Origin of the sequence: Ralstonia sp. 24A2, from assembly GCF_051783885.1 — a bacterium.
GTDB lineage: Bacteria > Pseudomonadota > Gammaproteobacteria > Burkholderiales > Burkholderiaceae > Ralstonia.
Genome location: NZ_JBPVZD010000001.1, coordinates 216,784 through 239,370, shown reverse-complemented (window position 1 = coordinate 239,370; position 22,587 = coordinate 216,784). Strand labels below are relative to the sequence as shown.

Annotated in this window: 20 protein-coding genes and 3 pseudogenes; 6 read left to right on the top strand and 17 right to left on the bottom strand. The window is 62.2% G+C overall.

Annotation, left to right across the window (positions count from 1 at the left end; all coding sequences use genetic code 11):
- The first annotated feature begins 32 nt into the window (after nt 1-32).
- Nucleotides 33-857: a pyrroline-5-carboxylate reductase gene (gene proC / locus ACS13N_RS01065; RefSeq protein ID WP_438929953.1), complete on the top strand. Its 825-nt coding sequence runs from the start codon at nt 33-35 to the stop codon at nt 855-857.
- Nucleotides 858-1,078: 221 nt separating this feature from the next.
- Here the strand turns inward: proC and ACS13N_RS01060 are convergent, their stop codons facing one another.
- The 5 genes from ACS13N_RS01060 to ACS13N_RS01040 form a co-directional block, all read right to left on the bottom strand.
- Nucleotides 1,079-1,306, bottom strand: coding sequence for a hypothetical protein (locus tag ACS13N_RS01060; protein WP_438929952.1), 228 nt, complete (start codon nt 1,304-1,306; stop codon nt 1,079-1,081).
- A gap of 121 nt (nt 1,307-1,427) precedes the next feature.
- Nucleotides 1,428-2,303 carry a 4-hydroxybenzoate octaprenyltransferase gene (ubiA, locus tag ACS13N_RS01055; RefSeq protein WP_438929951.1) on the bottom strand — a complete coding sequence of 292 codons (876 nt, stop codon included), beginning with the start codon at nt 2,301-2,303 and terminating at the stop codon, nt 1,428-1,430.
- 81 nt (nt 2,304-2,384) lie between these two features.
- A complete protein-coding gene (gene katG / locus ACS13N_RS01050) occupies nt 2,385-4,544 on the bottom strand; it encodes a catalase/peroxidase HPI (protein WP_438929950.1) in 2,160 nt (719 codons plus the stop codon).
- Between the two features lie 138 nt (nt 4,545-4,682).
- On the bottom strand, nt 4,683-5,183 hold the full coding sequence (locus ACS13N_RS01045) for a Dps family protein (protein ID WP_296227387.1): 501 nt from the start codon (nt 5,181-5,183) through the stop codon (nt 4,683-4,685).
- A 121-nt stretch (nt 5,184-5,304) separates the two neighbouring features.
- Complete coding sequence (locus tag ACS13N_RS01040) at nt 5,305-5,517, bottom strand: hypothetical protein (RefSeq protein ID WP_438929949.1); 213 nt, start codon at nt 5,515-5,517, stop codon at nt 5,305-5,307.
- A 334-nt stretch (nt 5,518-5,851) separates the two neighbouring features.
- On the opposite strand from ACS13N_RS01040, the pseudogene ACS13N_RS01035 reads away from it, so the two are divergent.
- Nucleotides 5,852-6,223 (top strand): annotated as a pseudogene (locus tag ACS13N_RS01035) (AAA family ATPase); the annotation flags it as partial.
- A 292-nt stretch (nt 6,224-6,515) separates the two neighbouring features.
- Here the strand turns inward: ACS13N_RS01035 and ACS13N_RS01030 are convergent.
- From ACS13N_RS01030 to ACS13N_RS00990, 9 genes and pseudogenes are all read right to left on the bottom strand, one after another.
- Nucleotides 6,516-6,914, bottom strand: a pseudogene (locus tag ACS13N_RS01030) (Hsp70 family protein); the annotation flags it as partial.
- Between the two features lie 63 nt (nt 6,915-6,977).
- A complete protein-coding gene (locus ACS13N_RS01025; protein WP_438930585.1) occupies nt 6,978-7,073 on the bottom strand; it encodes a hypothetical protein in 96 nt (31 codons plus the stop codon).
- Nucleotides 7,074-7,087: 14 nt separating this feature from the next.
- Entirely contained in the window at nt 7,088-7,474 is a 387-nt protein-coding gene (locus ACS13N_RS01020) for a hypothetical protein (RefSeq protein WP_438930584.1), read from the bottom strand.
- A gap of 197 nt (nt 7,475-7,671) precedes the next feature.
- On the bottom strand, nt 7,672-8,238 hold the full coding sequence (locus tag ACS13N_RS01015; RefSeq protein ID WP_438929948.1) for an Hsp20/alpha crystallin family protein: 567 nt from the start codon (nt 8,236-8,238) through the stop codon (nt 7,672-7,674).
- Between the two features lie 185 nt (nt 8,239-8,423).
- A complete protein-coding gene (locus ACS13N_RS01010; RefSeq protein ID WP_438929947.1) occupies nt 8,424-8,831 on the bottom strand; it encodes an Hsp20/alpha crystallin family protein in 408 nt (135 codons plus the stop codon).
- Nucleotides 8,832-8,846: 15 nt separating this feature from the next.
- Nucleotides 8,847-9,287 carry an Hsp20/alpha crystallin family protein gene (locus ACS13N_RS01005; RefSeq protein ID WP_438929946.1) on the bottom strand — a complete coding sequence of 147 codons (441 nt, stop codon included), beginning with the start codon at nt 9,285-9,287 and terminating at the stop codon, nt 8,847-8,849.
- Between the two features lie 474 nt (nt 9,288-9,761).
- Nucleotides 9,762-10,094 (bottom strand): hypothetical protein, encoded by a 333-nt coding sequence (locus ACS13N_RS01000; RefSeq protein ID WP_438929945.1) that lies wholly within the window; start codon nt 10,092-10,094, stop codon nt 9,762-9,764.
- A gap of 1 nt (nt 10,095) precedes the next feature.
- Nucleotides 10,096-12,486 carry a dockerin gene (locus ACS13N_RS00995; RefSeq protein ID WP_438929944.1) on the bottom strand — a complete coding sequence of 797 codons (2,391 nt, stop codon included), beginning with the start codon at nt 12,484-12,486 and terminating at the stop codon, nt 10,096-10,098.
- Nucleotides 12,487-12,549: 63 nt separating this feature from the next.
- The gene (locus tag ACS13N_RS00990) at nt 12,550-14,844 is read right to left on the bottom strand and encodes a LamG-like jellyroll fold domain-containing protein (protein WP_438929943.1); all 2,295 of its coding nucleotides are present in this window, start codon (nt 14,842-14,844) and stop codon (nt 12,550-12,552) included.
- Nucleotides 14,845-15,228: 384 nt separating this feature from the next.
- Here ACS13N_RS00990 and ACS13N_RS00985 point away from each other — a divergent pair, with 384 nt between their 5' ends.
- The gene (locus tag ACS13N_RS00985; RefSeq protein ID WP_438929942.1) at nt 15,229-16,146 is read left to right on the top strand and encodes a LysR family transcriptional regulator; all 918 of its coding nucleotides are present in this window, start codon (nt 15,229-15,231) and stop codon (nt 16,144-16,146) included.
- 30 nt (nt 16,147-16,176) lie between these two features.
- Here the strand turns inward: ACS13N_RS00985 and ACS13N_RS00980 are convergent, their stop codons facing one another.
- Together ACS13N_RS00980 and ACS13N_RS00975 are read right to left on the bottom strand one after the other, a co-directional pair.
- Nucleotides 16,177-16,959 carry a substrate-binding domain-containing protein gene (locus tag ACS13N_RS00980; protein ID WP_438929941.1) on the bottom strand — a complete coding sequence of 261 codons (783 nt, stop codon included), beginning with the start codon at nt 16,957-16,959 and terminating at the stop codon, nt 16,177-16,179.
- 55 nt (nt 16,960-17,014) lie between these two features.
- Nucleotides 17,015-18,310, bottom strand: a complete 1,296-nt coding sequence (locus tag ACS13N_RS00975) for an MFS transporter (RefSeq protein WP_438929940.1) — start codon at nt 18,308-18,310, stop codon at nt 17,015-17,017.
- A 341-nt stretch (nt 18,311-18,651) separates the two neighbouring features.
- Here ACS13N_RS00975 and ACS13N_RS00970 point away from each other — a divergent pair, with 341 nt between their 5' ends.
- The 3 genes and pseudogenes from ACS13N_RS00970 to ACS13N_RS00960 all read left to right on the top strand — a co-directional run bounded on the left by ACS13N_RS00970 (nt 18,652) and on the right by ACS13N_RS00960 (nt 21,291).
- Complete coding sequence (locus ACS13N_RS00970) at nt 18,652-18,930, top strand: metal/formaldehyde-sensitive transcriptional repressor (RefSeq protein ID WP_438929939.1); 279 nt, start codon at nt 18,652-18,654, stop codon at nt 18,928-18,930.
- A 7-nt stretch (nt 18,931-18,937) separates the two neighbouring features.
- Nucleotides 18,938-20,242 carry a CDF family Co(II)/Ni(II) efflux transporter DmeF gene (dmeF, locus tag ACS13N_RS00965; protein WP_438929938.1) on the top strand — a complete coding sequence of 435 codons (1,305 nt, stop codon included), beginning with the start codon at nt 18,938-18,940 and terminating at the stop codon, nt 20,240-20,242.
- A 96-nt stretch (nt 20,243-20,338) separates the two neighbouring features.
- Nucleotides 20,339-21,291, top strand: a pseudogene (locus ACS13N_RS00960) (hypothetical protein).
- Between the two features lie 84 nt (nt 21,292-21,375).
- Here the strand turns inward: ACS13N_RS00960 and ACS13N_RS00955 are convergent.
- On the bottom strand, nt 21,376-22,323 hold the full coding sequence (locus ACS13N_RS00955) for a LysR substrate-binding domain-containing protein (protein WP_438929937.1): 948 nt from the start codon (nt 22,321-22,323) through the stop codon (nt 21,376-21,378).
- Between the last annotated feature and the right edge of the window lie 264 nt (nt 22,324-22,587).

Below are 22,587 nucleotides of genomic sequence, written 5' to 3'. Positions count from 1 at the left end.
TGTTTCCCGTTGTTCTTCACACCACCACTCTCATGCTCGACACTCTGAAACTCGGCTTCATCGGCGGCGGCAACATGGCGGCAGCCCTCATCGGCGGCCTGATTGCCAAGGGCGCACACGGCGCCAACATCGTGGTGGTGGACCCGACTGAGCCGGCCCGCACACGCGCCGAGCAGACCTGGGGAGCCCGCGCAGCCGCCGCACCGGGCGCTGAACTGGCCGACCGCGATGTGATCGTCCTGGCCGTCAAGCCGCAGCAGATGCGTGAGGTGTGTGCACAGCTCGCGCCGCATCTGGGTAACAGCCTGGTGCTGTCGGTGGCAGCGGGCATTCGCATTCAAGACCTGTCGCGCTGGCTGAATGGGCATGCGCGCATCGTGCGTGCGATGCCAAATACGCCGGCACTGTCGGGCCTGGGCATGACGGGCCTGGCTGCCAACACCGGCCTGTCCGAAGCCGATCGCTCCACGGCCAGTGCCATCGCCAACGCCGTCGGCAAGAGTGTGTGGGTCCCTGCCGAGGCACAGATTGATGCCGTGACCGCCATCTCGGGCAGCGGCCCGGCCTACGTGTTCTATTTCATCGAGGCGATGCAGCAGGCGGCGCAGGAGCTGGGGCTGTCGGCAGAAGATGGGCGCACGCTGGCGGTGGAAACGTTCATCGGCGCTGCCACGCTGGCCGGGCAGTCGACCGAGCCAGTGGAAGTGCTGCGCGAGCGCGTGACGTCCAAGGGCGGGACGACCTACGCGGCACTCACTTCGATGGAGGGTGCGGGTATCAAAGCTGCCTTCGTGCGTGCAATGCATGCTGCGGCTGCGCGCGGTAAGGAGATGGGTGAAGAGTTCGGGCGGGATTGAGTTTTGGGGGTTGGGGTCTTGATTTGATGTTGGTGGTTTGCCTCCCTTTCGCCCCCTGCCGGGGCCGACTCACTTTCTTTGTCTTGCCAAAGAAAGTAAGCAAAGAAAGGCGCGCCCGATGCGGCGACAACCTCCTTGAATTTCCGTGACCGTGTGGGGAAGGAGGCAAACTCGCTTCGCTCAGACAAGGCTCCTTCCTTTTTCCGCCCGCTCACAAAAATTCAAGGCGCCGCATAGGGCAGGAAAGTCAAAAGCCAAACAATCTGTATGTCAGCCAGAACGACAAAGGCCAACCCCGCGATGGGTTGGCCTTTTTCTTTTGACGTTGAGCCCTTGATGGCGCCTTGGATTTTTGTTGCGGGGAGGAAAAAGGAAGGAGCCTTGTCTGAGCGCAGCGAGTTTGCCTCCTTCCCCACCCCGCGACAAAAATCCAAGGAGGGGGTCGCCATCTCGGGCGCGCCTTTCTTTGCCTACTTTCTTTGGCAAGACAAAGAAAATAGGTCAGCCCCGGCAGGGGATGAAACAAGGGATGGACCACAAACACCAATCCTGCAGGATTCAACTCGCCAGTCAGCGCATCAAATACGCCACTGCCACCCCAGCAAACACACAGGCCCCCAGCCAGTTGTTATGCCGGAAGACAAAGAAACACTTCATCCGATCCCGCGTGCGCAGCATCGGGTAATACCAGAGCGCCAGCGCCACGGCGGCCGCCATCCCGATCCAGTAGGCCGCACCCAGCGCCATCACGTGGCCGGCCCAGGCCATGATCCCGAAGAACGCCACATAGCACAGCATGATGGCCGCCACGTCATAGCGGCCGAAGGTAATCGCTGAAGTCTTGATGCCGATGAGCAGATCGTCATCCCGATCGACCATGGCATAAGCCGTGTCGTAGGCAATGGCCCAGAACACGTTCCCCATCAGCATCAACCACGCGAGCACAGGCACCTGATCCTGCACGGCCGCATAGGCCATCGGAATCCCAAACCCAAACGCGATCCCCAGATACGCCTGCGGAATCGCAAAGAAACGCTTGAAGAACGGATACGTGCCGGCGATCAAGATGGCCGCCACTGACATCCACTTGGTCAGCGCATTGAGCGGCAGGATCAGCGTGAAGGCGATAAGCGACAGCACGGCCGCCACGGCCAGCGCCTCCCACGGCGCGATCAGACCAGCGGTGATCGGCCGCTCCTTGGTGCGTTTAACGTGCTTGTCGAAATCCCGATCGGCCCAGTCGTTGACGGCGCAGCCGGCCGAGCGCATCAGGAACGTGCCAACCGTGAAGATCAGCACCAGCGACAGCGGCGGATGCCCGTCGGACGCCATCCACAGCGCCCACAGCGTCGGCCACAGCAGCAGTACCGTACCGATCGGCTTATCCATGCGCATCAGGCGCGCATAGAGGATGAGACGGCTGGGTTGAGCGGCGGACGACTGCATGGAAATCACCAAAGAAAAATGGCGCCTGCACGAGGCAAGGCGCCATTTTAGTCCTGTTGCCCGATTGCTCAGGCTTGAGGCTTAGGCCAGATCAAAACGATCGGCGTTCATCACCTTGACCCACGCAGCCACGAAGTCGCTCACGAAGCGCTGCTTGCCGTCCGCACTGCCGTACACCTCGGCCAGCGCGCGCAAGATCGAGTTCGAGCCGAACACCAGATCAACACGCGTGCCCGTCCACTTGACCTGACCCGTCTTGCGGTCAACGCCCTCGTAGATGTCACCGGCGGCCTTCCACTCCGTGCCCATGTCGAGCAGGTTGACGAAGAAGTCATTCGTCAGCGCACCGGGCGTGGCGGTGAAGACACCGTTCTTGCTGCCATCCGCGTTGATGTTGATAGTGCGCAGGCCACCGATCAGCACCGTCAGCTCGGGCGCGGTCAGCGTCAGCAACTGGGCCTTGTCGATCAGCAGCGCTTCAGCCGGCACCGAGAACTTGGCCTTCTGGAAATTGCGGAAGCCATCGGCAATCGGTTCGAGCACTGCCATCGCGACCGGATCGGTCTGTTCGACCGTCGCATCGACACGGCCCGGCGTGAACGGCACGGTGATGCTCGTGCCGGCTGCCTTGGCAGCGAGTTCAATACCCACGCTGCCCGCCAGCACGATCACGTCTGCCAGCGAAGCCTTGCCCGAAGCCTTCTGGATGTCCTCCAGCTTGGCCAGCGTGCCAGCAACCGACTGATTGACGGCCCAGTCCTTTTGCGGCGCCAGACGGATGCGCGCACCGTTGGCGCCACCACGCTTGTCCGAACCACGGAAGGTCGAGGCAGATGCCCAGGCCACCGCCACCAACTCCGATGCCGACAGACCAGACGCCTCGATCTTCGCCTTCAGATCAGCAATGTCAGCGTCGCTCGGCTTGTGCGTTGCAGCCGGCAGCGGGTCTTGCCAGATCAGGTCTTCGCGCGGCACTTCCGGACCAAGGTAGCGCGACTTCGGGCCGAGATCGCGGTGCGTCAGCTTGAACCAGGCACGCGCGAAGGCTTCAGCAAACGCCTGCGGGTTGTCGAGGAAGCGGCGCGAGATCTTCTCGTATGCCGGGTCGAAGCGCAGCGACAGATCCGTGGTGAGCATGGTCGGACGGCGCTTGGGCGAATCCGGCGTCGGGCCTGGAATGACCGCTTCAGCGTCTTTGGCCACCCACTGCGTTGCGCCGGCCGGGCTCTTTTCCTGCACCCATTCGTACTTGAACAGGTTCTCGAAGAAGAAGTTGCTCCATTGCGCGGGCGTTTGCGTCCAGGTGACTTCCAAACCGCTGCCAATCGCGTCGCCGCCATGGCCGGACTTGTAGCTGCTGGCCCAGCCGAGGCCCTGTGCCTCAAGCGGTGCGCCTTCCGGGTCGGGGCCAACGTGGCTTGCTGGGCCTGCACCGTGCGTCTTGCCGAAGGTGTGGCCACCGGCAATCAGCGCGACGGTCTCTTCATCATCCATCGCCATGCGGGCGAAGGTTTCACGGATGTCATGCGCGGCTGCCAGTGGGTCAGAGTTGCCGCCCGGACCTTCCGGATTGACGTAGATCAGGCCCATCTGCACAGCAGCGAGCGGGTTGTCGAGATCACGCTTGCCCGAGTAGCGGGTGTTGTCCGCGAGCCAGGTCTTCTCGGCACCCCAGTAAACGTCGTTGTCCGGTTCCCAGGTGTCTTCACGGCCGCCGGCAAAGCCGAAGGTGCGGAAGCCCATGGTTTCCAGTGCAACGTTGCCGGTCAGGATCAGCAGGTCGGCCCACGAAATCTGCTGGCCGTATTTCTGCTTGATCGGCCACAGCAGGCGGCGCGACTTGTCGATGTTAACGTTGTCGGGCCACGAGTTGAGCGGCGCGAAACGCTGCTGGCCACGCCCGGCGCCGCCGCGGCCATCGCCGGTGCGGTAGGTGCCGGCGGCATGCCAGGCCATGCGGATGAACTGCGGACCATAGTGGCCAAAGTCGGCCGGCCACCAGTCTTGCGAATCGGTCATCAGGCGGCGCAGATCCGCCTTGAGCGCGTCGTAGTCAAGCGCCTTGAAAGACTTGCGATAGTCAAATTGGGACCCGAGCGGATCGGATTTTTCGGAATGCTGGGCAAGCAGATCAACACGCAGTTGATTGGGCCACCAGTCCTTGTTGGTCGTGCCACCGCCATCGGCTTGGGAAGCCGCAAGCGCTTGGCTGGAAAACGGGCATTTAGCTTCAGTAGTCATCGCTCTCTCGTTGAGGTCTGGGGGGATGAGGCCCCACCCGCAGCGCAGCAGGCTGACGGGCGGGGGGAGGAATTCACTGTTGTCGAAACACCTGTCGTCGCTCGGCGGCGCGACCGCTTGCGCAGACGTCGGGCAGGCTTATGCCAGCAGCGAGCGCAACATCCACGCGGTCTTCTCGTGGATGTCCATGCGCTGCGTGAGCAAGTCAGCGGTCGGCTCGTCGGCGGCCTTGTCGACGTCCGGGAACAGGCTGCGGGCGGTGCGCGTCACGGCTTCGTGGCCGGCCACCAGCTCGCGCACCATGTCCATCGCCTCGGGAATGCCCTTCGATTCCGGGATCGACGACAGCTTGGCAAATTCAGAGTACGAGCCCGGCGCCGGATACCCCAGCGCGCGGATGCGTTCGGCCACCGGGTCAACGGCGTTCCACAGCTCGTTGTACTGCGTCTCGAACATCAGATGCAGCGTGTTGAACATCGGGCCGGTCACGTTCCAGTGGAAGTAGTGCGTCTTCAGGTAGAGCGAGTAGGTATCGGCCAGCAAGCGCGAGAGGCCTTCGGCGATCTTCTTGCGGTCCTTGTCCGCAATACCGATGTTGATCTGGGCTGCGGCAGCCGCGCCGCTGTTCTTCTTTGCCATCTGAGTTCCCCTGAAAGAATGGTGTGGAAAAACCGAATATCCGAGCTTGCTTCAAGCATGCCGTTCGGTTGCCGCCAGTGCGACAAGTTCCAATTGTGGCATCCGCCCATGACGATGACGATCAGGCCGTCAATTGCACCATGCCGTGCAGGAACATGATCATTGCGCCGGCGGCCACGATGGCCAGGCCGATCTGCTTGCGTACCCACTTGCGTTGCAGGCGAGCGTGCTCGGCGCAGTCCATGCCGGACAGCGTTGGTGCCTCGGCATGCGAAGCCTGTGCCGCGCCGGCAAACGCCCGCCATTCCGCCGCAAACATCCGCACCATCGCCATCGTCGTTCTCCTGAAAAATTCTGCACGTTGCACGGCTTGCACCGCACGCGTTACTTCAATTGCTTGGCCCCACCGGAAATCCGTGAGATTCAATGCGATTCACCATAGGCGGCAAGCCATTCCAGCACGGTCGCAACAGCAGCCGAGGCAAGAGGCAGGGACATGGCGGACTCCATTGGTCAAGGGCGGATGAGCGATCGGCTCACCATGAAAGATAGTCTACCTACACGCTATTGCCACGTGAATTTGATTGTTTTTATCTATCAATTAGACGTGCGCTATGACGGTCATGCAATGACTGTCGATATAGCGAAGGAAATTAGAAAATAGCGAAGCAGACGAGAACCTGCACGATGCGGACCGCAGCCAGCAACGGTATGCCCTGTCATTGCTGGAGCAAGCGGGCACTGATGATGGCTACCGAGCACTGCCTCGCGCCCGCTCGACACTGAAGAAGCTTGAAAGAACGCAGGTGCTGTTTGGCAACCTGCGCGAGCCAATTCAAAAGTTGAAGATTGACCTCACGCTCATGAGCGCGATGCGGGCGAGGGACTTTCGCGTTCGACCGATCTTGCTGACGGGGTAACCAGGCGTGGGAAAAACGCACTTCGCGCTGAAGCTGGCAGAAATCTTGAACGTGCCGATGCGGAAGTGGTCCGCTGGAAGCGCCCAAGCAAGCTTCCAACTGGCAGGCGGCGATAGCGCCTGACCGCCGCAAAGGGCCTCGGCTCAGGAGGAGCTCCCCACCCTTGAGTCGAGCTCCTCGCTCGCCCCCCGTTTCTCCGCATACAGGCGCCCCGCGAATATGGCCGCGCTTATGGCGATGCCAGGCGCAACGAAACCTTCCGGCATAGCCGCACTGCACCAGCCTGTCGGTTCGCCCCTATTAGGCAAGTAGCGATACTGTCCGTCCCATCTGTTATCGCTTCGGCGGACTACCCGGACTTCCACATTGCCGTTCTTCGCGTGCACGGTCATGTCCATGACGATCACGTAACCTCACCGAGATAGTCTTCGGCGGTCTTCTTCATTTTGCGCAAAACTTCGGCTGAGACCCGAGGCGGGGCAAGCTTCTTGTCTTGCGCTTCGATCCACGCATCGCCATTGCCAGCCTTGAAGATCGTGAAAGGAACCAGGCCGATGCCCTTCTGCACCTCCTTGTCTTCGTAGCGGCGGCCGATCAGGCGTTTGACGGCAAACAGCGTGTTCTTGGGATTCGTGACGGCCTGCCGTTTGGCGGGCGCGCCGACCAAAATGTCGCCATCGTTCATATAAGCGACGATCGACAGTGTCGTGCGCGCGCCTTCGGAATTCTCGATGACTTTGGTTTGCGCGCCTTCCATCAACGCCACGTACGAGTTCGTGGTGCCGAGATCGATTCCGATAATCTTGCTCATGATGCTCAAGCGACTAGCGCTTCTCCGCCAGGAGTTTCCTCACGCCCCTTTTTCACAATCTCGCTATTCGATGATGCACAAAATGTCGTCTTCACGCCTGCCCAGCAGCGCCTCACCTGCGACCTTGGCAGCGTCCCCCGCATACTTGCCGAACCGCACGCGCTTGCCGTCCTTCACTGTATTGGCGGCACGATATGAAGCTTCTCTGCCAGCATTCGCTCATACACGCCAGCATGCATATCCACTTCCGCCTGGCTGACCACCACGACCTCCATATTGAGTTGGCTGGGCGCCAGCCCGAAAATGGTGGCCAGCGCCAATTCAAGATGGACCGCCACTTCTTTGTCTTTTGCAAAGGTCGTGCCAATGGTGATCGTGTAGGATTTCTCGCCTCGTCCCGCAACCACCTCCACCAACCGGGCTGCTGCGCTCAAGTTGTTCTCAACCGCAATCTTGGCGAGTTCAGCCACGCTCCGTGTTCTCTCGGAAGGGAATCCGCGTGTGCACCTGAGTCTCACCCGATGCTTGCCCAAGGTGAGCCAATCAGAATCAAATTCCACCGATGTCCCCATCCCAAATGCGGCTTCCGCCACTGGAGATGTCAATCCGGAAGACTTCACCTCTCTCGCCTCCATTCGCTGTGTTGCTGAACTGGTTACCGTTGCCCGTTCAGTCGTGACCACACATGCCGTGCGCCACCCTGGTGAGAACAAAACTGCCGGGTCATAGGCCCCACGCCATGTAATTGCCGATCCAATCACTTGACTTCGATCTTCCTGACCGAAGGCGGCGGTGAGCTGGATTTGGGCAGGCGCAGGGTCAGCAGGCCTCGTTCGAATCGGGCATCAACGTGGTCCAGGTCGAGACCGTCCGGCAGCGGGATGCTACGCATAAACGCACCATATGCGCGCTCCAGGCGGTAGCAACCATTTTCCTCGCTCCGAATATCCTGTTTCTTCTCGCCTCGCAGCACCAGCGCCCCATCCTCGATGGTCATCTGCACCTCCTCGCGGTCCATCCCTGGCAGCTCTGCGGTGATCCTCAGAGCCGTGCCATCGTCGACCACGTCGATCCGCGGCTGGAAGCGAGCGGAACTGAAGTCGCCGAACCAACGATCCAAGCCGCCGAAGCTCGTGATCGGTTCGTGTAGGAATTCGCCCATCGCTCGCCAGGGATCGCCGGAAAAGAACCGCGACACATCCGGCCACTCTGGCGCCAAGTGCCTGGGCGCAGGCGCGTTGGATTCCTCTGTGCGCGGCGGCTTGTCGGCGGACGTCCTGCGCAAGAACTTGAACGGGTTCCACTTACCCAGTTCCGTTTTCATGTTGTCCTCCTATTCGACGCGTCTTCAGTTCGATTCCCCTGTCACTGAGGCCGGCAACTTCCGAGCTATGCGAGACAACAGCTTGCTGCATCAGCACTCCAATGCCGCCCTGCTGCCCAAGGAACCACGGTGGCGGCCTTGCGGACGCCACCGTTGCCGGCCCAGTAAGCGACCTCTTGGAGGCGTCACGCCCCGGTGACTTCAATGCGGCGCGGACGCGCTTCGTCGCGACGCGGGATGGTCAACGTCAACACACCGTCCTGCAGGTTCGCCTCGATCTTCGACGTATCAAGGTCGGGACCCAGCGAGAAGGCACGCGCGAAGTGCGGCTGACGAATTTCCGCGTGTTGCACACGCAGGCCAGCAGGTGTCGGCACGACAGCTTCTGCCTCGATATGCAGGTTGCCGTCGTGAACGTTCACGTCGAGCTTGTCCTTGGTCACGCCGGGCAGGTCGGCCCAAAGGGTGACGCCACTGCTGTTCTCGATGATGTCGACGGCAGGGAGCAGCGTCATCGCTGCCATCGGCCTATCTTCCTCGCGTTGTGCCACGGCATTCTGGTCACGCTTAGCGACTTGGGTTGTATCGTTCATGGCATCCTCCTGGCATTACTGGACAGCGATCGCCCGCGGCTTTGAGGACTCCCGCTTGCCGACACTGATCGACAAGCAGCCGTTGGCGTAACGCGCCTGCACCTTGTCGGGGTCGGCGCTCTGCGGCAGTTCGACCACGCGCCGGAATGTGCCGGCAAATCGCTCTTGCGCATACAGCCGTGCCTCTGGATCGTCCTCCGAATACGTCGCTTCGCGCTCGCCGCTGATGGTCAGCAAGCCCTTGTCAATTGACAGGTCAAGTTTGTCCTGCTTGACGCCCGGAGCGAACGCGACGATTTCGATGGAATCGTCCGTGGATCCGATATTGACGGGTGGAAATGCCCCAAAACGCCCGGAGCGAATGCTGGACGGGAAACCGCCGAACAAACTCGCCATCTGCCTTTGCATGCGATCGAGTTCGCTGAAGAGGTCGGTCCCAAAGAGAAGATCACTCATGGTCGTATCCTCCTGTGACGCAGCAAGGAGGCGAAGGGCCAGACGCGCTCCCATCCACCTGCCAAGCTGCTGGCAAACAAACAGAAACACGCAGTGCGCAACGTAGCGACTGCCTGAGCGAAATAAAAAATACTACCCGGCTGGGCAGATTTCAAGTGGGGGAGAAGTCGGGCGAATCCCTTGAAGAATCAGTCGCCACAGAGGGGCCTGTTGCGATAAGCGGCCTTAGCGATATAGCCACGTTTGCATCCGAAACTGCATCCTTGCAGGGTCCGTCTAAGCCAAACTGAGGGCACGCGAGTATGGGTCCACGCGCCCCGGGTTCAATGCAAGCCACAATCGATGCGCGATGCCCTAGTCACACTAACCATGCCGGACGCCGCGTCCTTGGCCGCCGTGCGCGCCTGGTACGCGGGCGCCTCCTCGCGCGCAGCGGTCGCGCGCTATTGTCCCGACATGCTGGGAGCAAGCAGGTCAGCGCGCGGTGTGCTCGGGCACATCCGCCGAAGCCTGGCCGAGCTTGCCCACCAACGCCATCGAGAGGATTTGGAGGCGCTTTTGCTCTGGGATGCGGCGTAGCGTACGCGCCATGCGAAATCGGTTGCCCATGCGCTGGAAACGCTTCGTTCGCCGCCCATCCCCGAGCCCCAAGGGAGCGACGCCATCGACTTGCGGCTGCCGACCCGCGCGGTTACCGCGCTGCGCGCCCATGGCATCGCAACGCTGACCGACCTGACGGTTCGTATATTTGCCTACGCTCTCCGCCTGATTTCGAGTGGTAACCGAGTGGTCGATAGGTCGATCCATTTCAGTTGCTATAGATCAGACCGCGAGCCGCACCATTGACGTAAATGCGGCCGTACGTGTTCCAGTCGCCCGCCATCACGCCGGAGTCGCCGAACTGGTGCGCGTCGTCGTTGAAGCGTGCCCACGTTGCTCCGCCGTCGTCGGAGCGGTAAATGCCCCAGACGCCGTTCAACGTGCCTTCCACGTAGACCGCAGCGGAGTACGGCGAACCGGTCTGTGCCTTGCCCAACGCCAGGACGGTGGCGCCCATCGCGCCGTTGGCGGGCGCAAAGGCGCTGAGCTTGGTCCACGTCGCGCCCGAGTCCAACGAGTGGTACACGGCCGTGCCGTCGGCCAACCAGAGGTCACCCTCAGCGTTGGGGTTCACCACCATCGACGTATCCCGCCAGGAATTCCAGGCGAAGTTCGCATTGACGGAGCCCGGGCTCAGCGTGAACGTGTGGCCACCGTCGACCGAGACGTAGACCTTGCCGCGCTGCCAGCTCCACGACGCGCCGCCGGAATCGTACGCATAGACCTTGTTCGGATTCTTGCGGTCTGCGGCCAGCCGATAGGCGCGAGGGAAGCCGCCCCAGGTGGCGGTGAACGCCGGAAGGTTGGTCGAGGTCCAGCTCGCGCCATTGTCTGTGGTGTACGACGGCACCGAGTCGGGCGGGGCCCAGGTCACGTTATTGCGCGACGGGACCACCAGGTTGCCCACGTTGCTCTGGCTTGCAGCGGCGCCGGCAGGCAGGGACGCGAATGTCGACCATGTATTGCCACTGTCGCCCGACCAAAAGCCCTTGGTGGCATGGCCGTTGGGGTTGTCTACGCCAGCGGCAGCGATGTACGTCGGATCAGACCACGCCATATCGGCCGAATTGCCGCTGCTCCATGTGCTCAGGGGGCCTTTCGTCGGCCGCGTCGTGAGGTCGGCATTGACCCACGTGCCGATGTCGCCGGCGCTGTTGATGAAGTTGTACGACGCGCCCGGTGGTGCCGTGACGAGGGCCAGGGTGACGGTCTCTTCCAGGTTGTCGACCTTCGGGCTCCAGGTTGGCATGGCCGACGAGGCGTTCATGGTTTCACAGATGCCGCCACCGTGGACATGCATGACGTGGTCGCGATTGGCGGGGTCGATCGTGACGCCCTCGACCCAGCCGGCGCAGCCACCCGTGGCGAGGCCCGTATGCGGCATGCCGGCCTCGATTTCGCGCCACGTACTGCCGCCGTCGTCCGATAGCTGGATGATCTTGCTGGTGTCGCTCCAACCGGTCATGCCCAGGGCGATGCGGGCGCTTGCGCCAAGACCCGAGACGGACAGGCCGCCAAAGCCGTTGCTGGTGGAGCTCTTGAGTTGCGTCCAGGTGCTGTTGTTGCTCCCCCCGAACTTGTAGAGGTAGCTGGGGCCGCCAATGCCCTGACCGACACTCGCGTTGAACACCACGTAGAAATTGCCGTCGGACGTGCGCACGACGTGCGGGATGTAGTAACCGGACACCGTGGACGGCACCGCCACCGGCGCCCACGAGGCCCCGCCGTTTGTGGACTTGTATAGGGTCGAGGTCAGGCCCGCCGCGTTGGCGTAGTCCGGAGCGACAGTGGCCCACAGGATCCAGGTCGGCTGGCCGCTCCCCTTGCTCGACGTATCGAAGATGACCTGCTCAACGCCGATCGGGGAGTTGCCGCCGCTGATCGTGGTGGAGGACAGTCCCGTGACCTGGGCCCAGGTGCGGCCCGAATCGGAACTCTTCCACAGGCCCGCCGTGCGCGAGCCGAAGAACAGCGTCGAGGGATTGTTGGGGTCGACTTGCAGGCGCTCACCCGTGCCCCGGCCGTTGTCGTTACCGCCCACCGGGAATGGCACGTCATAGTGTGTCCAGGTGTTGCCCTGGTCGCCGGAGATGTAGATGCGGCCATTGTGACCCTGCGTCACGGTAATGCCGGCCATCATGTAGACGAGTTGATCGTTGTTCGGGTCGAGCGCGAGGCTTTCGATGCCGTGGAAATCGCCCTCGCCTGCGCCGAAACCGATGCCGTCGGTGATGGGCGTCCACGTCGCGTTGTCCGCATTCCAGCGGTAGGCGCCGCCGACGTCGGTGCGCGCGTACAGCAGGCTCTCGTTGGTCGGGTGGTAGATCAGGCCGGTGACATAACCACCACCGCCCCATTTGACGCTGGTCCAGCTGGTCCCCTGCGGGTTGATGCTGGGCATGCTGCCGCTGGCGTTGCCACCGCTGGTTCCGCCGGTCTGGCTGCCATTGGTCGTGCCTGTGGCACCGCCAACAGCGCCGCCTTGCGTCCCTGTGCCTGCCGTGCTGCTGCCCTGACCGCTATCCGATCCGCCTCCGCAGCCGAAGAGCACACAAGCCGTCGCCGCGACGGCAATCCATCGTTGGGAAAACATGGTCATCAGAGAAATCCTTAGAGGAAAAGGTGCATCGGATTGCCAGACCCGCCATCGGGCCTGCGGCCATCAATTCGTCATGAGCGACGCAATCTGCGCAGCGCTGAGCGCGCCGCGGTAGATGCGGAAGTCGTCGATGAGACCGTTGAAGGTTGCGTCTGCGCTGTATTGCGATTTGCCCAGCCAGTTCTGCGTGGTACTGCCAAGGCGGAACGGCGCCTGGAACATGGCCGTGTTGGTGCTAACGGACGTGCCGTCCACATAGATCGTGCCGGTCGAGCCGGACAGCGTGACGGCCACGTGCACCCATCGCTTGCTGGGCAGCTCGGTAGGGGCATCGATGATCTGTTCCGGGGGGCCATCGCCCGGGCCGTTGGCCGTCATGGCGAAGCGCATGCCGGCCCAACCGCTGCGCAACTGCGCGCGCGGCGTGAACATCATGTAGCGGTGAAAGCCCGTTCCGAAGTCAAACAGGCGTGCCCACGTTTGCGATCCGTTCCAAAACACCCAGGTGGCGATGGTGAAGTCGGACACATCGACCAGCAGATCGTTGGGCAAGGCCACGTAGGCGCCCGAGCCGTTGAGCGAGACCGCATTGCTGCTACGCCCGGCGCCCCATGCCGCACCATTGAGCGTGCCGTTGCGCCCGTTGCCGGAGCTGTCGGCCGCAGTGGTGCCGGTGCCCTCATCGAAGGTGAGATGCGCGAGCAACTGCACCGCGGTGATCACCTTCACTTCGTTGGAGACCACGGATTCGCCAGCAATCGTTTGCGCTGTCACGACATAAAAATACGTGCCGGCAGCCGGTGGCGTATCGGTATGGGTCAGCAGATCGGTGATACCGCTGTGGATGGGGGTATACGGGCCGCCGGCAATCGTGGCGCGCTTGATGTTGTAGCTGGCGGCGTTGCTGGTGCCCCACCACGACAACACGACCTTGCCGGCGCTGGCATAGCCTGTGAGACCACTCGGGGTCGGAGCGGGTGTTCCTGGATCCAGCGTGCAGGTGAGTGTGCCGTAGCCAAGCTGATCGAAGCCGCCGCTGTTGGGGCCGTAGTTGCCGCCACCGCCCTCCGGCGCCACCAGGTCGGCTGCGCGCTTCGTGTGAGGCGCCGCCAGGCCTTTCCGGTTGATGTAATGGTTGGCCACCAGCGCCCAGCACGGGCGGCCCAGGGCGCCGCCCTGCCCACCGGTCGAGAGCTGCGTCTGGATGACGCCGGCGCTGTTCTGGTACGTGACAAAGGGCACTGCGTAGAACGTACCGTCCGCCTGCGTCAGGTTGGCCTTGGCCACGTATTCCGCGCCGGCAAGGAAGCGGTTGTTGTCATAGCCGTACAAGTCGATGCCCTGGTTCCAGGCCATCTCGCAAATGGCGCCCATCAATGCAATGCCGAGCACGCTATGGCCCTGATCGCGACCGGCTTCCTGCCATTGCCCGAGATTGCCGGGGTGCATGTAGTACACGGCTTGCCGGATACAGCCGTTGCTGCCACCCGTCTTGAAATGCGTGATGGCCTCGTTGACGAGTTCGGCATCGTCACACAGCACGCCAATGGCCAGGACGCACGCGATGTTGGCCAGGCCCCAGTTGGCCCAGTAGTGCGTGTCCAAGGCGGTGTCGATACGCGTCAGAAAAGCGTGGCTGACAGGGTAGAAGACCTTGCGCATCATCGACTGGAATGCCGTCAGGCCACTGGCACTCCAACCGCTGTAGCTGCGCATGATCTCGGCCGCGTTGGCGAACTCGTAGCCGTAGATGCCGGCGGCCAGCGCTACGTCACTACCGCCAAGGGTGGTCAGCGTAGACGCCCACTGATCCAGATACTCGACCGTCTTATCGGCGTATTGCCTGTCGCCCGACACCTTCCAGCGCAACGCATCGCCATAGGCGGCCGCAATGTCGTGGTAGAGGGCACCGTAGTTCTGAGCATGCGTAGGGTCGTTGCCACGATAGATGCCGGCCTGCGGATTCGGCTTGTTGGTCAGGCGAGTGTGGCCGTTTGCGACAAGCACATTCCAGCTATCGATCCAGGGCGAGGCATGTGCCCCCACCTTGGTGCGCATGCGTGCGAAATCCTCTTCGGTATGCAGCAGGCCCGGATGCGTGAAACGCTCGATCTGCACTGTGCCGCCAGGCGGCGCGACTGGCGCTTTGCTGATCGGGGCGCCGGGCACTTGACTGCCCCCTCCCGACGTTGCCGGCGTAACACCCGCAGCGGCAGCATCATCGCCCTCGCCCCCACATCCGCCCAGCAGCAAGGCCCCCAGTCCCGTAACGAAGTGGCGGCGTGAGGCATTTTCAACGCCATCTGTTTGACACACGCTTTCCGATAGCGCGGCCTCTGACACCTGCTTGTTGCTCATACACCCTCCCGTTTTTTGTTGTCGTCAAACCGTCGGCGAAGCTGCACGAACCGTGCCACGCACCCTACCAACGGGGGGGTGACTAATCTTGTTGAGATAAGTGACATCGCGTGTCAACGGTCATCACCGTATTGGCAGCTTTGATGCGCTTCCTTAACAAAGCGCGGCGCTTCTCCGTGTTGATTCTCCGAACACCGGCCCCCTAGAAAATGCAGCATTGGGATAGCAACGGAATCGCCTCGCACCAATCCCGGTCGGCTTCAACAGTGAGCACCAAACTGGGGCGAAGCATGTCTTCGCGCCTCTCGAGGTGTGTCACTGACATGTGTCATCGATGTGATAAATCACGCAGAATGTTCAGCATCCAAGAAGAGGAGCTGGCAGGTGGGCATCAACTTTGATTTGACGGACTTGCAGGCGTTTCGCGCGGTAGTGGAGTTGGGAAACTTCCGAAAGGCCGCCGAGGCGATCAGCATTTCCCAACCTGCGTTGAGTCGCCGCATCGACAAACTCGAAGGCGCACTAGGCGTGCCTCTGTTCGAGCGCACCACGCGCAGCGTCACGCTTACCACCGTCGGCCGCGTGTTTGCCCGCAGTGCTGAACAACTGCTCGACGATCTCGACGTCGCGCTGCTCGGCATCCGCGATATTTCATCAAGCCGGCTGGGTCACGTGACCATCGCGTGCGTGCCGTCGGTGGCTTACTACTTTCTGCCGAACCTCATTGCGAACTATCACCGCCGCTTTCCGCGCATCCGGGTCAAGCTGCTGGATGCAAGCGCGAACGAAGTGCTTGGTGCCGTCATCAGCGGCGAGGCTGACTTTGGGGTGAGCTTCATGGGAAGCCAGGAGCCCGAGATCGAGTTCAAGCTGCTGCTGCAGGAGCGGTTTGTCGCTGCCTGTCGGCGCGACCATCCGCTCGCCGGGAAAAAGCGCGTGACTTGGAACGAGCTTTACGAGCACGACTACGTGTCGGTGGACAAGACGTCAGGCAACCGCCTGTTGCTCGACCAGGCGTTGTCGGCCGTGGCGCCGCGTGCGCCGAGCGTCTGCGAAACGCGGCACGTCACGACCATGCTGGGGCTGGTTGAAGCGGGGCTGGGTGTTGCTGCGGTGCCATCAATGGCTATGCCCGGGCATGACCACCCGATCCTCACAAGCGTGCCGCTGGTGGAGCCTGTGGTGAAGCGGCGCGTGGGAATCGTGAAACGACGAGGGCGTGCCCTGACGCCCGCCGCAGAGGAGTTTCACCGGATGATCATTGAAGCGAAGCGGACCAGCGCCTCAAGAAGCGATGCATGACGTGAGCCTGCCGGTCGCGCAGATGCCACCTCAATGTGCCGGCACAGAATCGAGCCCGGTCGATTTCACGCCGGCCTGTACCTCGGGCGATGCAAGGTAATCCAGTAGCGCCTTGGCTTCCTTCGGGTGCTGCGCGCCGACGGGAATACCCGCTGCGAAACGGGTCACAGACTGCAGCGACTCAGGAATCTTGCCGACAAAGGTGGCTCCCGGTACCGGCAGCAGCTCGCTCACCTGCTGGAAGCCGATTTCGTACTCGCCGTTGGCCACCACCGACGCCACCGGAATGCGCGGAACCATCTTCGCCTTCGATTTGACCTGCTCTTCGATGCCGAGCTTCTTGAACAGCTCGCGCTCGATATAGACGCCGCTTGCGCTGTCTGAGTAGGCGATCGACTTCGCGTGCAGTAGCACTTGCTTGAGGCCCTCTACCGAGCTGATGTCAGGTTTCGCTGCGCCTTCACGCACGACCATGCCGATGCGCGAGTCGGCCAGTTCAACGCGCGACGCGGGGATGACCTTGCCTTGCTTGATCAGATCGTCGAGTGCGTAGCCGACCATGATGACGGCGTCGGCCGGCTCGCCGCGCGCAAGCCGGTTCGGAATGGCTTCGGGCGACTTGCCCATTGAGGGCCCAAGCGCTGTGTCGAGCGTGTTGCCTGTCTGCGAGGCGAACTTCGGCCCGAGCAGCTTGTAGGCGGCGGTAAAGCCACCGGAGCTCATGACGTGCAGTTCGGCCGCCTGGACGTTGGCTGCCACTGCCGAGGTGACGACAAGCGCGGCTGCGCAGAGTTTGAGAAACAGAGTCTTCATGGTGAGGGTCGTGCGGGTTCGTACGTGGTTATGAACATGCGGCACGCGCTGTGCTTCAGTGCGCCGTGGCCAGCGCCACTGTTCGGCGGCGATAGAGTGCAAACGTCGCCAAGAGCGCGCACACGGCGGCAAAGCTCATCCAATAGCCTGGCGCTGCCTTGTCGCCGGTCATATGGATGGCCGCCGTGGAGATGGCTGGCGTAAAGCCGCCAAACACCGCCGTCGCGAGGCTATAGGCCAGCGAGAAGCCGGCAACACGTACCTCCACTGGCATCACCTCCGTGAGTGCGGCGATCATCGCGCCGTTGTAGATGCCGTACATGAACGACAGCCACAGCAGCACGAGCAGCATGTTCTGGAAGCTCGGCGCGTGAGCGAGCAGCGAAAGCGCCGGATAGGCCGTCGCAATGGTGAGCACCGTCATGCTGACCAGCAGCGGCCGGCGGCCAATCTTGTCAGAGAGCGCACCGCCGATGGGTAGCCACACGAAGTTCGATACCCCTACACACAGCGTGACGAGCAGGCTATCGGCCGTGCTCAGGTGCAGGACCGTCTTGCCGAAGGTGGGCGCATACACCGTGATGAGGTAGAAGCTCGTGGTCGTCATCGCCACCAGCATCATGCCGGCAATGACAACGCCCCAGTTTTGCACCAGCGTGCTGAACACGTCCCTCATGCTCGGGCGATGCTTGCGTGCCTTGAACTCCTGCGTTTCCTCAAGATTGCGGCGCAACAAGAAGATGAACGGCACGATCATGCAACCAACGAAGAATGGTACGCGCCATCCCCATGCGGCAATGGCCGGTGCGCTCAGCCATTGGTTGAGCGCAAAGCCCAAGCCCGCTGCAACGACAATCGCCACTTGCTGGCTGGCGGACTGCCAGCTCGTGAAAAAGCCCTTGCGGCCCGGCGTGGCCATCTCGGCCAGATAGACCGATACGCCGCCCAACTCGGCGCCTGCCGAGAAGCCCTGCAGGAGCCGTCCGAGAAGCACGAGCGCCGGCGCCAGAAGACCGATCGTGGCGTAGCCGGGAACGAACGCGATCAGCACGGTCCCGCTTGCCATGATGGACAGCGTGACGATGAGGCCTTTGCGACGGCCGACGTCGTCAATGTACGCACCCAGCACGACCGCGCCCAGCGGCCGCATGAGGAACCCGGCGCCAAAAACGGCGAACGTCATCATCAGCGAGGCGAACTCGCTCTCGGTGGGAAAAAAGACGTTGGCGATCTGCGTGGCGTAGAAACCGAACAGGAAGAAGTCGAACTGCTCCAGGAAATTCCCGGCGGTGACGCGGAAGACCGCAGCGGCCTTTGATTGTCCGGTCGAAAGGCTGGACGGGGGGTGCATCGAGGTGTCTCCTGGAAGCCAAAAAAAGAATACGCCGTGGAGCGGCGTTTATGTTTTGGCAATGTTCACCGGGAGACAGGCAAACGAGAAGTGCAATTTTCGGAACGATTGATGTGCTTTTGTTATCAATCTTTCTGCCACCCCTCACGGAGGTTTGCCTCGCAACGAGGCGAATCATGGAACCCGCCTCCACATGGCAAGCAATCTCGGTTATTGCTTGATTGGTTCTGCGTACAGGCGCTTGGCGAACGTTGCGATCGCAGGCGAGAAGGCTGCTCTTACCACGCGCACTCGAATTTTATGTACTATACCCCCCTATAGTATATTTCTAGGGGTGCTGGATGAGCCACACCATCCGCGAGAAGCAGAAGCTGCTCAACCGTGTACGCCGCATCCGCGGCCAGCTCGATGCGATTGAGCGCGCGCTAGAGGACGAGCAAGGCTGCGTCTCCGTCCTGCAGCAGATCACGAGTTGCCGTGGCGCCATGAATGGCCTGCTGGCAGTCGTGCTGGAAGACCACATCCGCACCCACCTGACCGAGGTGGATGACGCCCATGAACACGCCGAAAGCAGCGCCAAGGAGCAGCTGATCGAGGTCGTGCACAGCTACTTCAAATGAGTCCGCCATGAGCAATTTCTACGACACGCCGTTCGGTATCGGCCATGACCACGTGTTCCTGGGCGCGGGGCACGAGAAAAACGAGCGCAAGACATGGGCCGTGATCGTGCTGTGCACGCTCATGATGGCCGCCGAGATCATCGGCGGCAGCGTGTTCGGCTCGCTGGCCCTGGTGGCCGATGGGCTGCATATGTCGACGCACGCAGGCGCCATGCTGATTGCGGCGCTGGCCTATACGTATGCGCGGCGTCACACGAACGACCCGCGCTTCGTGTTCGGTACGGGCAAGCTCGGCGACCTGGCCGGTTTCACCAGCGCCATCATCCTGGCGATGATCGCGCTGTTGATCGGCTACGAGGCGGTTGCGCGGTTCCTCTCGCCGGTGCCGATCCACTTCAGTGAGGCGATCCCGATTGCAGTGGTCGGCCTGCTGGTGAATATCGTCAGCGCCTGGCTGCTGAGCGGCGGCCACCACGATGGTCACAGCCATGGCCACCATCATCACCATGGCCACGCCCACGGACATGATCACGGTGCAGCTGGACTTGGCGACACCCATCCGCACGGCAAGGAAGTGCAGCACATTGACGCGCCGGTGGGTGTGTTCGCGCTGTCGATCTTTGAAGAAGGCGTGCCGCCAGTTTTCCGCCTGGCGGGAGAAACCGCCCCACTGCCCAGCGACGTGGCGACGGTGACCACCATCCGGCCGGACGGCAGCCGCCAGGAATTCCTGATGGTCCGCAAAGCGAACTACCTGGAGTCCACCACAGAGATTCCAGAGCCGCATGCCTTCACTGCGGTACTCGGCATCGGCGGCCAGGAATACAGCGTGGTCTTCGAAGAGCATGACCACGATCACGCCGACGGACACGGGGCGCACCATCGCGACCACAATATGCGTGCGGCCTATGTGCACGTCTTGGCCGACGCCGCCGTCTCTGTCCTGGCCATCATCGGGCTGTTACTGGCCAAAACCTTTAGCTGGCTCTGGATGGACCCGCTTGCAGGGGTCGTGGGCGCGCTGGTCATCGCCAACTGGGCGTATGGATTGATGCGCGACACGGGCGGCATCCTGGTCGACATGACACCGGACAAGCACATCGGTGGCCGCATCAAGATTGCCCTGGAAACCGATGGCGACACGCTGCTCGACCTGCACGTCTGGCGCATTGGACCCGGGCACCTGGGTGCGGTGGTCTCGGTGGGCACACACCAGGCGCATCGCGGGCCGCAGTTTTATCACCAACGGCTGCGGCAATTCCAGGCGCTGTCGCACGTGACGGTGGAGGTTCATTCGTTGCCGGCCAAATAGCCTGACGGCCGCCCCGGAGATTGCCTCCGAGCGATCCGCCCCACCACAACAAGAAAATACCTTCGCGGTCTGACGACCGCGGGCTCGCTCTCGATCATGTACCGCCTTTTCGCATCTGTCCGCATTTGCGCGGCAGCGTTCGTGCTTGCTGCGTTTGCTTCCAGCCCACCGCACGCGCACGGCATTGCCGGCAACCGCTTCTTTCCGGGGACGCTGAATTTCGATGACCCTGCCGTTGCTGACGAATTCTCGATCACCGCCGGCGCCGTGCAGCACCCCGACGACGGCGGCAACGTCACCGATCGCGGCGCCACCCTCTCGTTCGCGCGACTGCTCACGCCTGAGGTCTCGATCGGCTTTGACACCGGCTTCATCCGGCGCGATTGGGACAACACACGCCAGCCCGGCGCCACGGGTTCCGACCTGACACTCAAGACATGGCTCTATGAGAACGATTTGAGCGAAACGCTGGTTGCCGCCTCGCTGATCTATGGACTGCCCCAGACTGGGGCCAAACGGCTCGGTGCCAGCACCTCGGCAACCATCGCCCCCAGCCTCTACGTTGGCCAGGGGTTCGGCGCCTTGCCTGACGCTTGGTCTTGGTTGCGGCCGTTCGGCATCACAGCGGGTGCGAGCGTGGCCGTGCCAACCCGCAAAACGTCGGACAACTTGAGCTATGACCCGGCAACGCGGCAGTTCAACACCGTGAAGACCGCCAACGTCACGACGGTGCACTGGGGTTCGCCTTGGAGTACAGCACGCTCTATCTGACGGATCGGTTTGTGCCAGGCGTGCTCCCCAAAGAGGAACCGCTCCACCAATGGATTCCCTTGGTTGAATTCGCGTTCGACTCGCCACGGGGCCAGCGTACCCGCGGCACCGTCAACCCGGGCTTCGCTTATGTCAAAGACACTTGGCAGGTGGCAGCAGAACTGGTGCTCCCTTTCACCCACGGATCAACGCGAGGTGTTGGGGCAAATATTCAGGTGTTGTTTTTCCTGGATGACTTCCTGCCGTCGCTGTTTGGCAAGCCGGCCATGGCTCGCTAGCTGCAAGTTCCTGGAGACCGGCCCCCTTCAAGGGGGTGGTTCTTCCGATTGCGGTCCCTTGCCGAGAAATCACCCGCGCAGAGGTCAGTGAATGAGCGGCGTGAAGGGGAGCGGTTTGATGCCCGGCAGATCGCATTGCGCGACGGCCTTGGCCACCGCCTCGATGGCAGCGATGCGGGTAAAGCTCTTGCGCCAGGCCAGCACAACGCGGCGGTCCGGCACCGGCTCCTGGAACGGCACGTAGGCCAGCAGATCGGTGGCAGCCGGCTGCATGTTCGGCACCGAGGTGCGCGGCAGCACCGTGATGCCCACGCCGCTGGCCACCATATGCCGAATCGTCTCCAGCGACGACCCCTCGAACGTCTTCTGGATGCCGTCGGCGTTCTGCGAGAAGCGTGACAGCTCCGGGCACACGCCCAGCACGTGGTCACGGAAGCAATGGCCGTTACCCAGCAACAGCATGGTCTGCTGCTTGAGCGCCTCCGGGTCCACCGCCGGCACCTTGGCCAGGTCATGGCCTCGCGGCACGGCCACCACGAAGGGCTCGTCGTACAGCGGCACCGTCATCAGCCCGGCTTCCGGAAACGGCTCGGCCATGATGGCGCAGTCGATCTCGCCCTGCTTGAGCAACTCCACCAACCGCACGGTGAAGTTCTCCTGCAGCATCAGCGGCATCTGCGGAACGGTGTCGATCATCTGCTTGACCAGCGCCGGCAGCAGGTACGGCCCAATGGTGTAGATCACCCCCAGGCGCAACGGTCCGGCGAGCGGGTCCATGCCCTGCTTGGCAATCTCGCGGATCGCCATGGTCTGCTCCAGCACGCGCTGGGCCTGCGTGACGATCTGCTCACCCACCGGCGTGACGCTCACCTCTGACGCGCCGCGCTCGAAGATCTGCACGGCCAGCTCGTCCTCCAGCTTCTTGATGGCGACCGACAGCGTCGGCTGCGAAACGAAGCAGGCCTCGGCGGCACGGCCAAAGTGGCGTTCCCGCGCAACGGCGACGATATATTTGAGTTCGGTTAGCGTCATGGCAATCAATCGGCTTTTGGGGTCCGATAGATTTTAACTTGTGACGCGGGAGATTGCTTGGACTTCGCGAGGCCTAGCTTCGGCGCAGCAAAAGAGACTGAAAGTAACCAAGCTGGAGATTGCGCCCTCTCCCCTGCAAGCCCTTTGACTCGGGCATTCCTCGCCATACTTTCAGCCGGGGAAATATTGCACCGCACAATTTCTTGTGCGGTTCATGTGCGCACCATGCAGCAGATGCCCCTAGGACACCGTCACAGGCCCCCC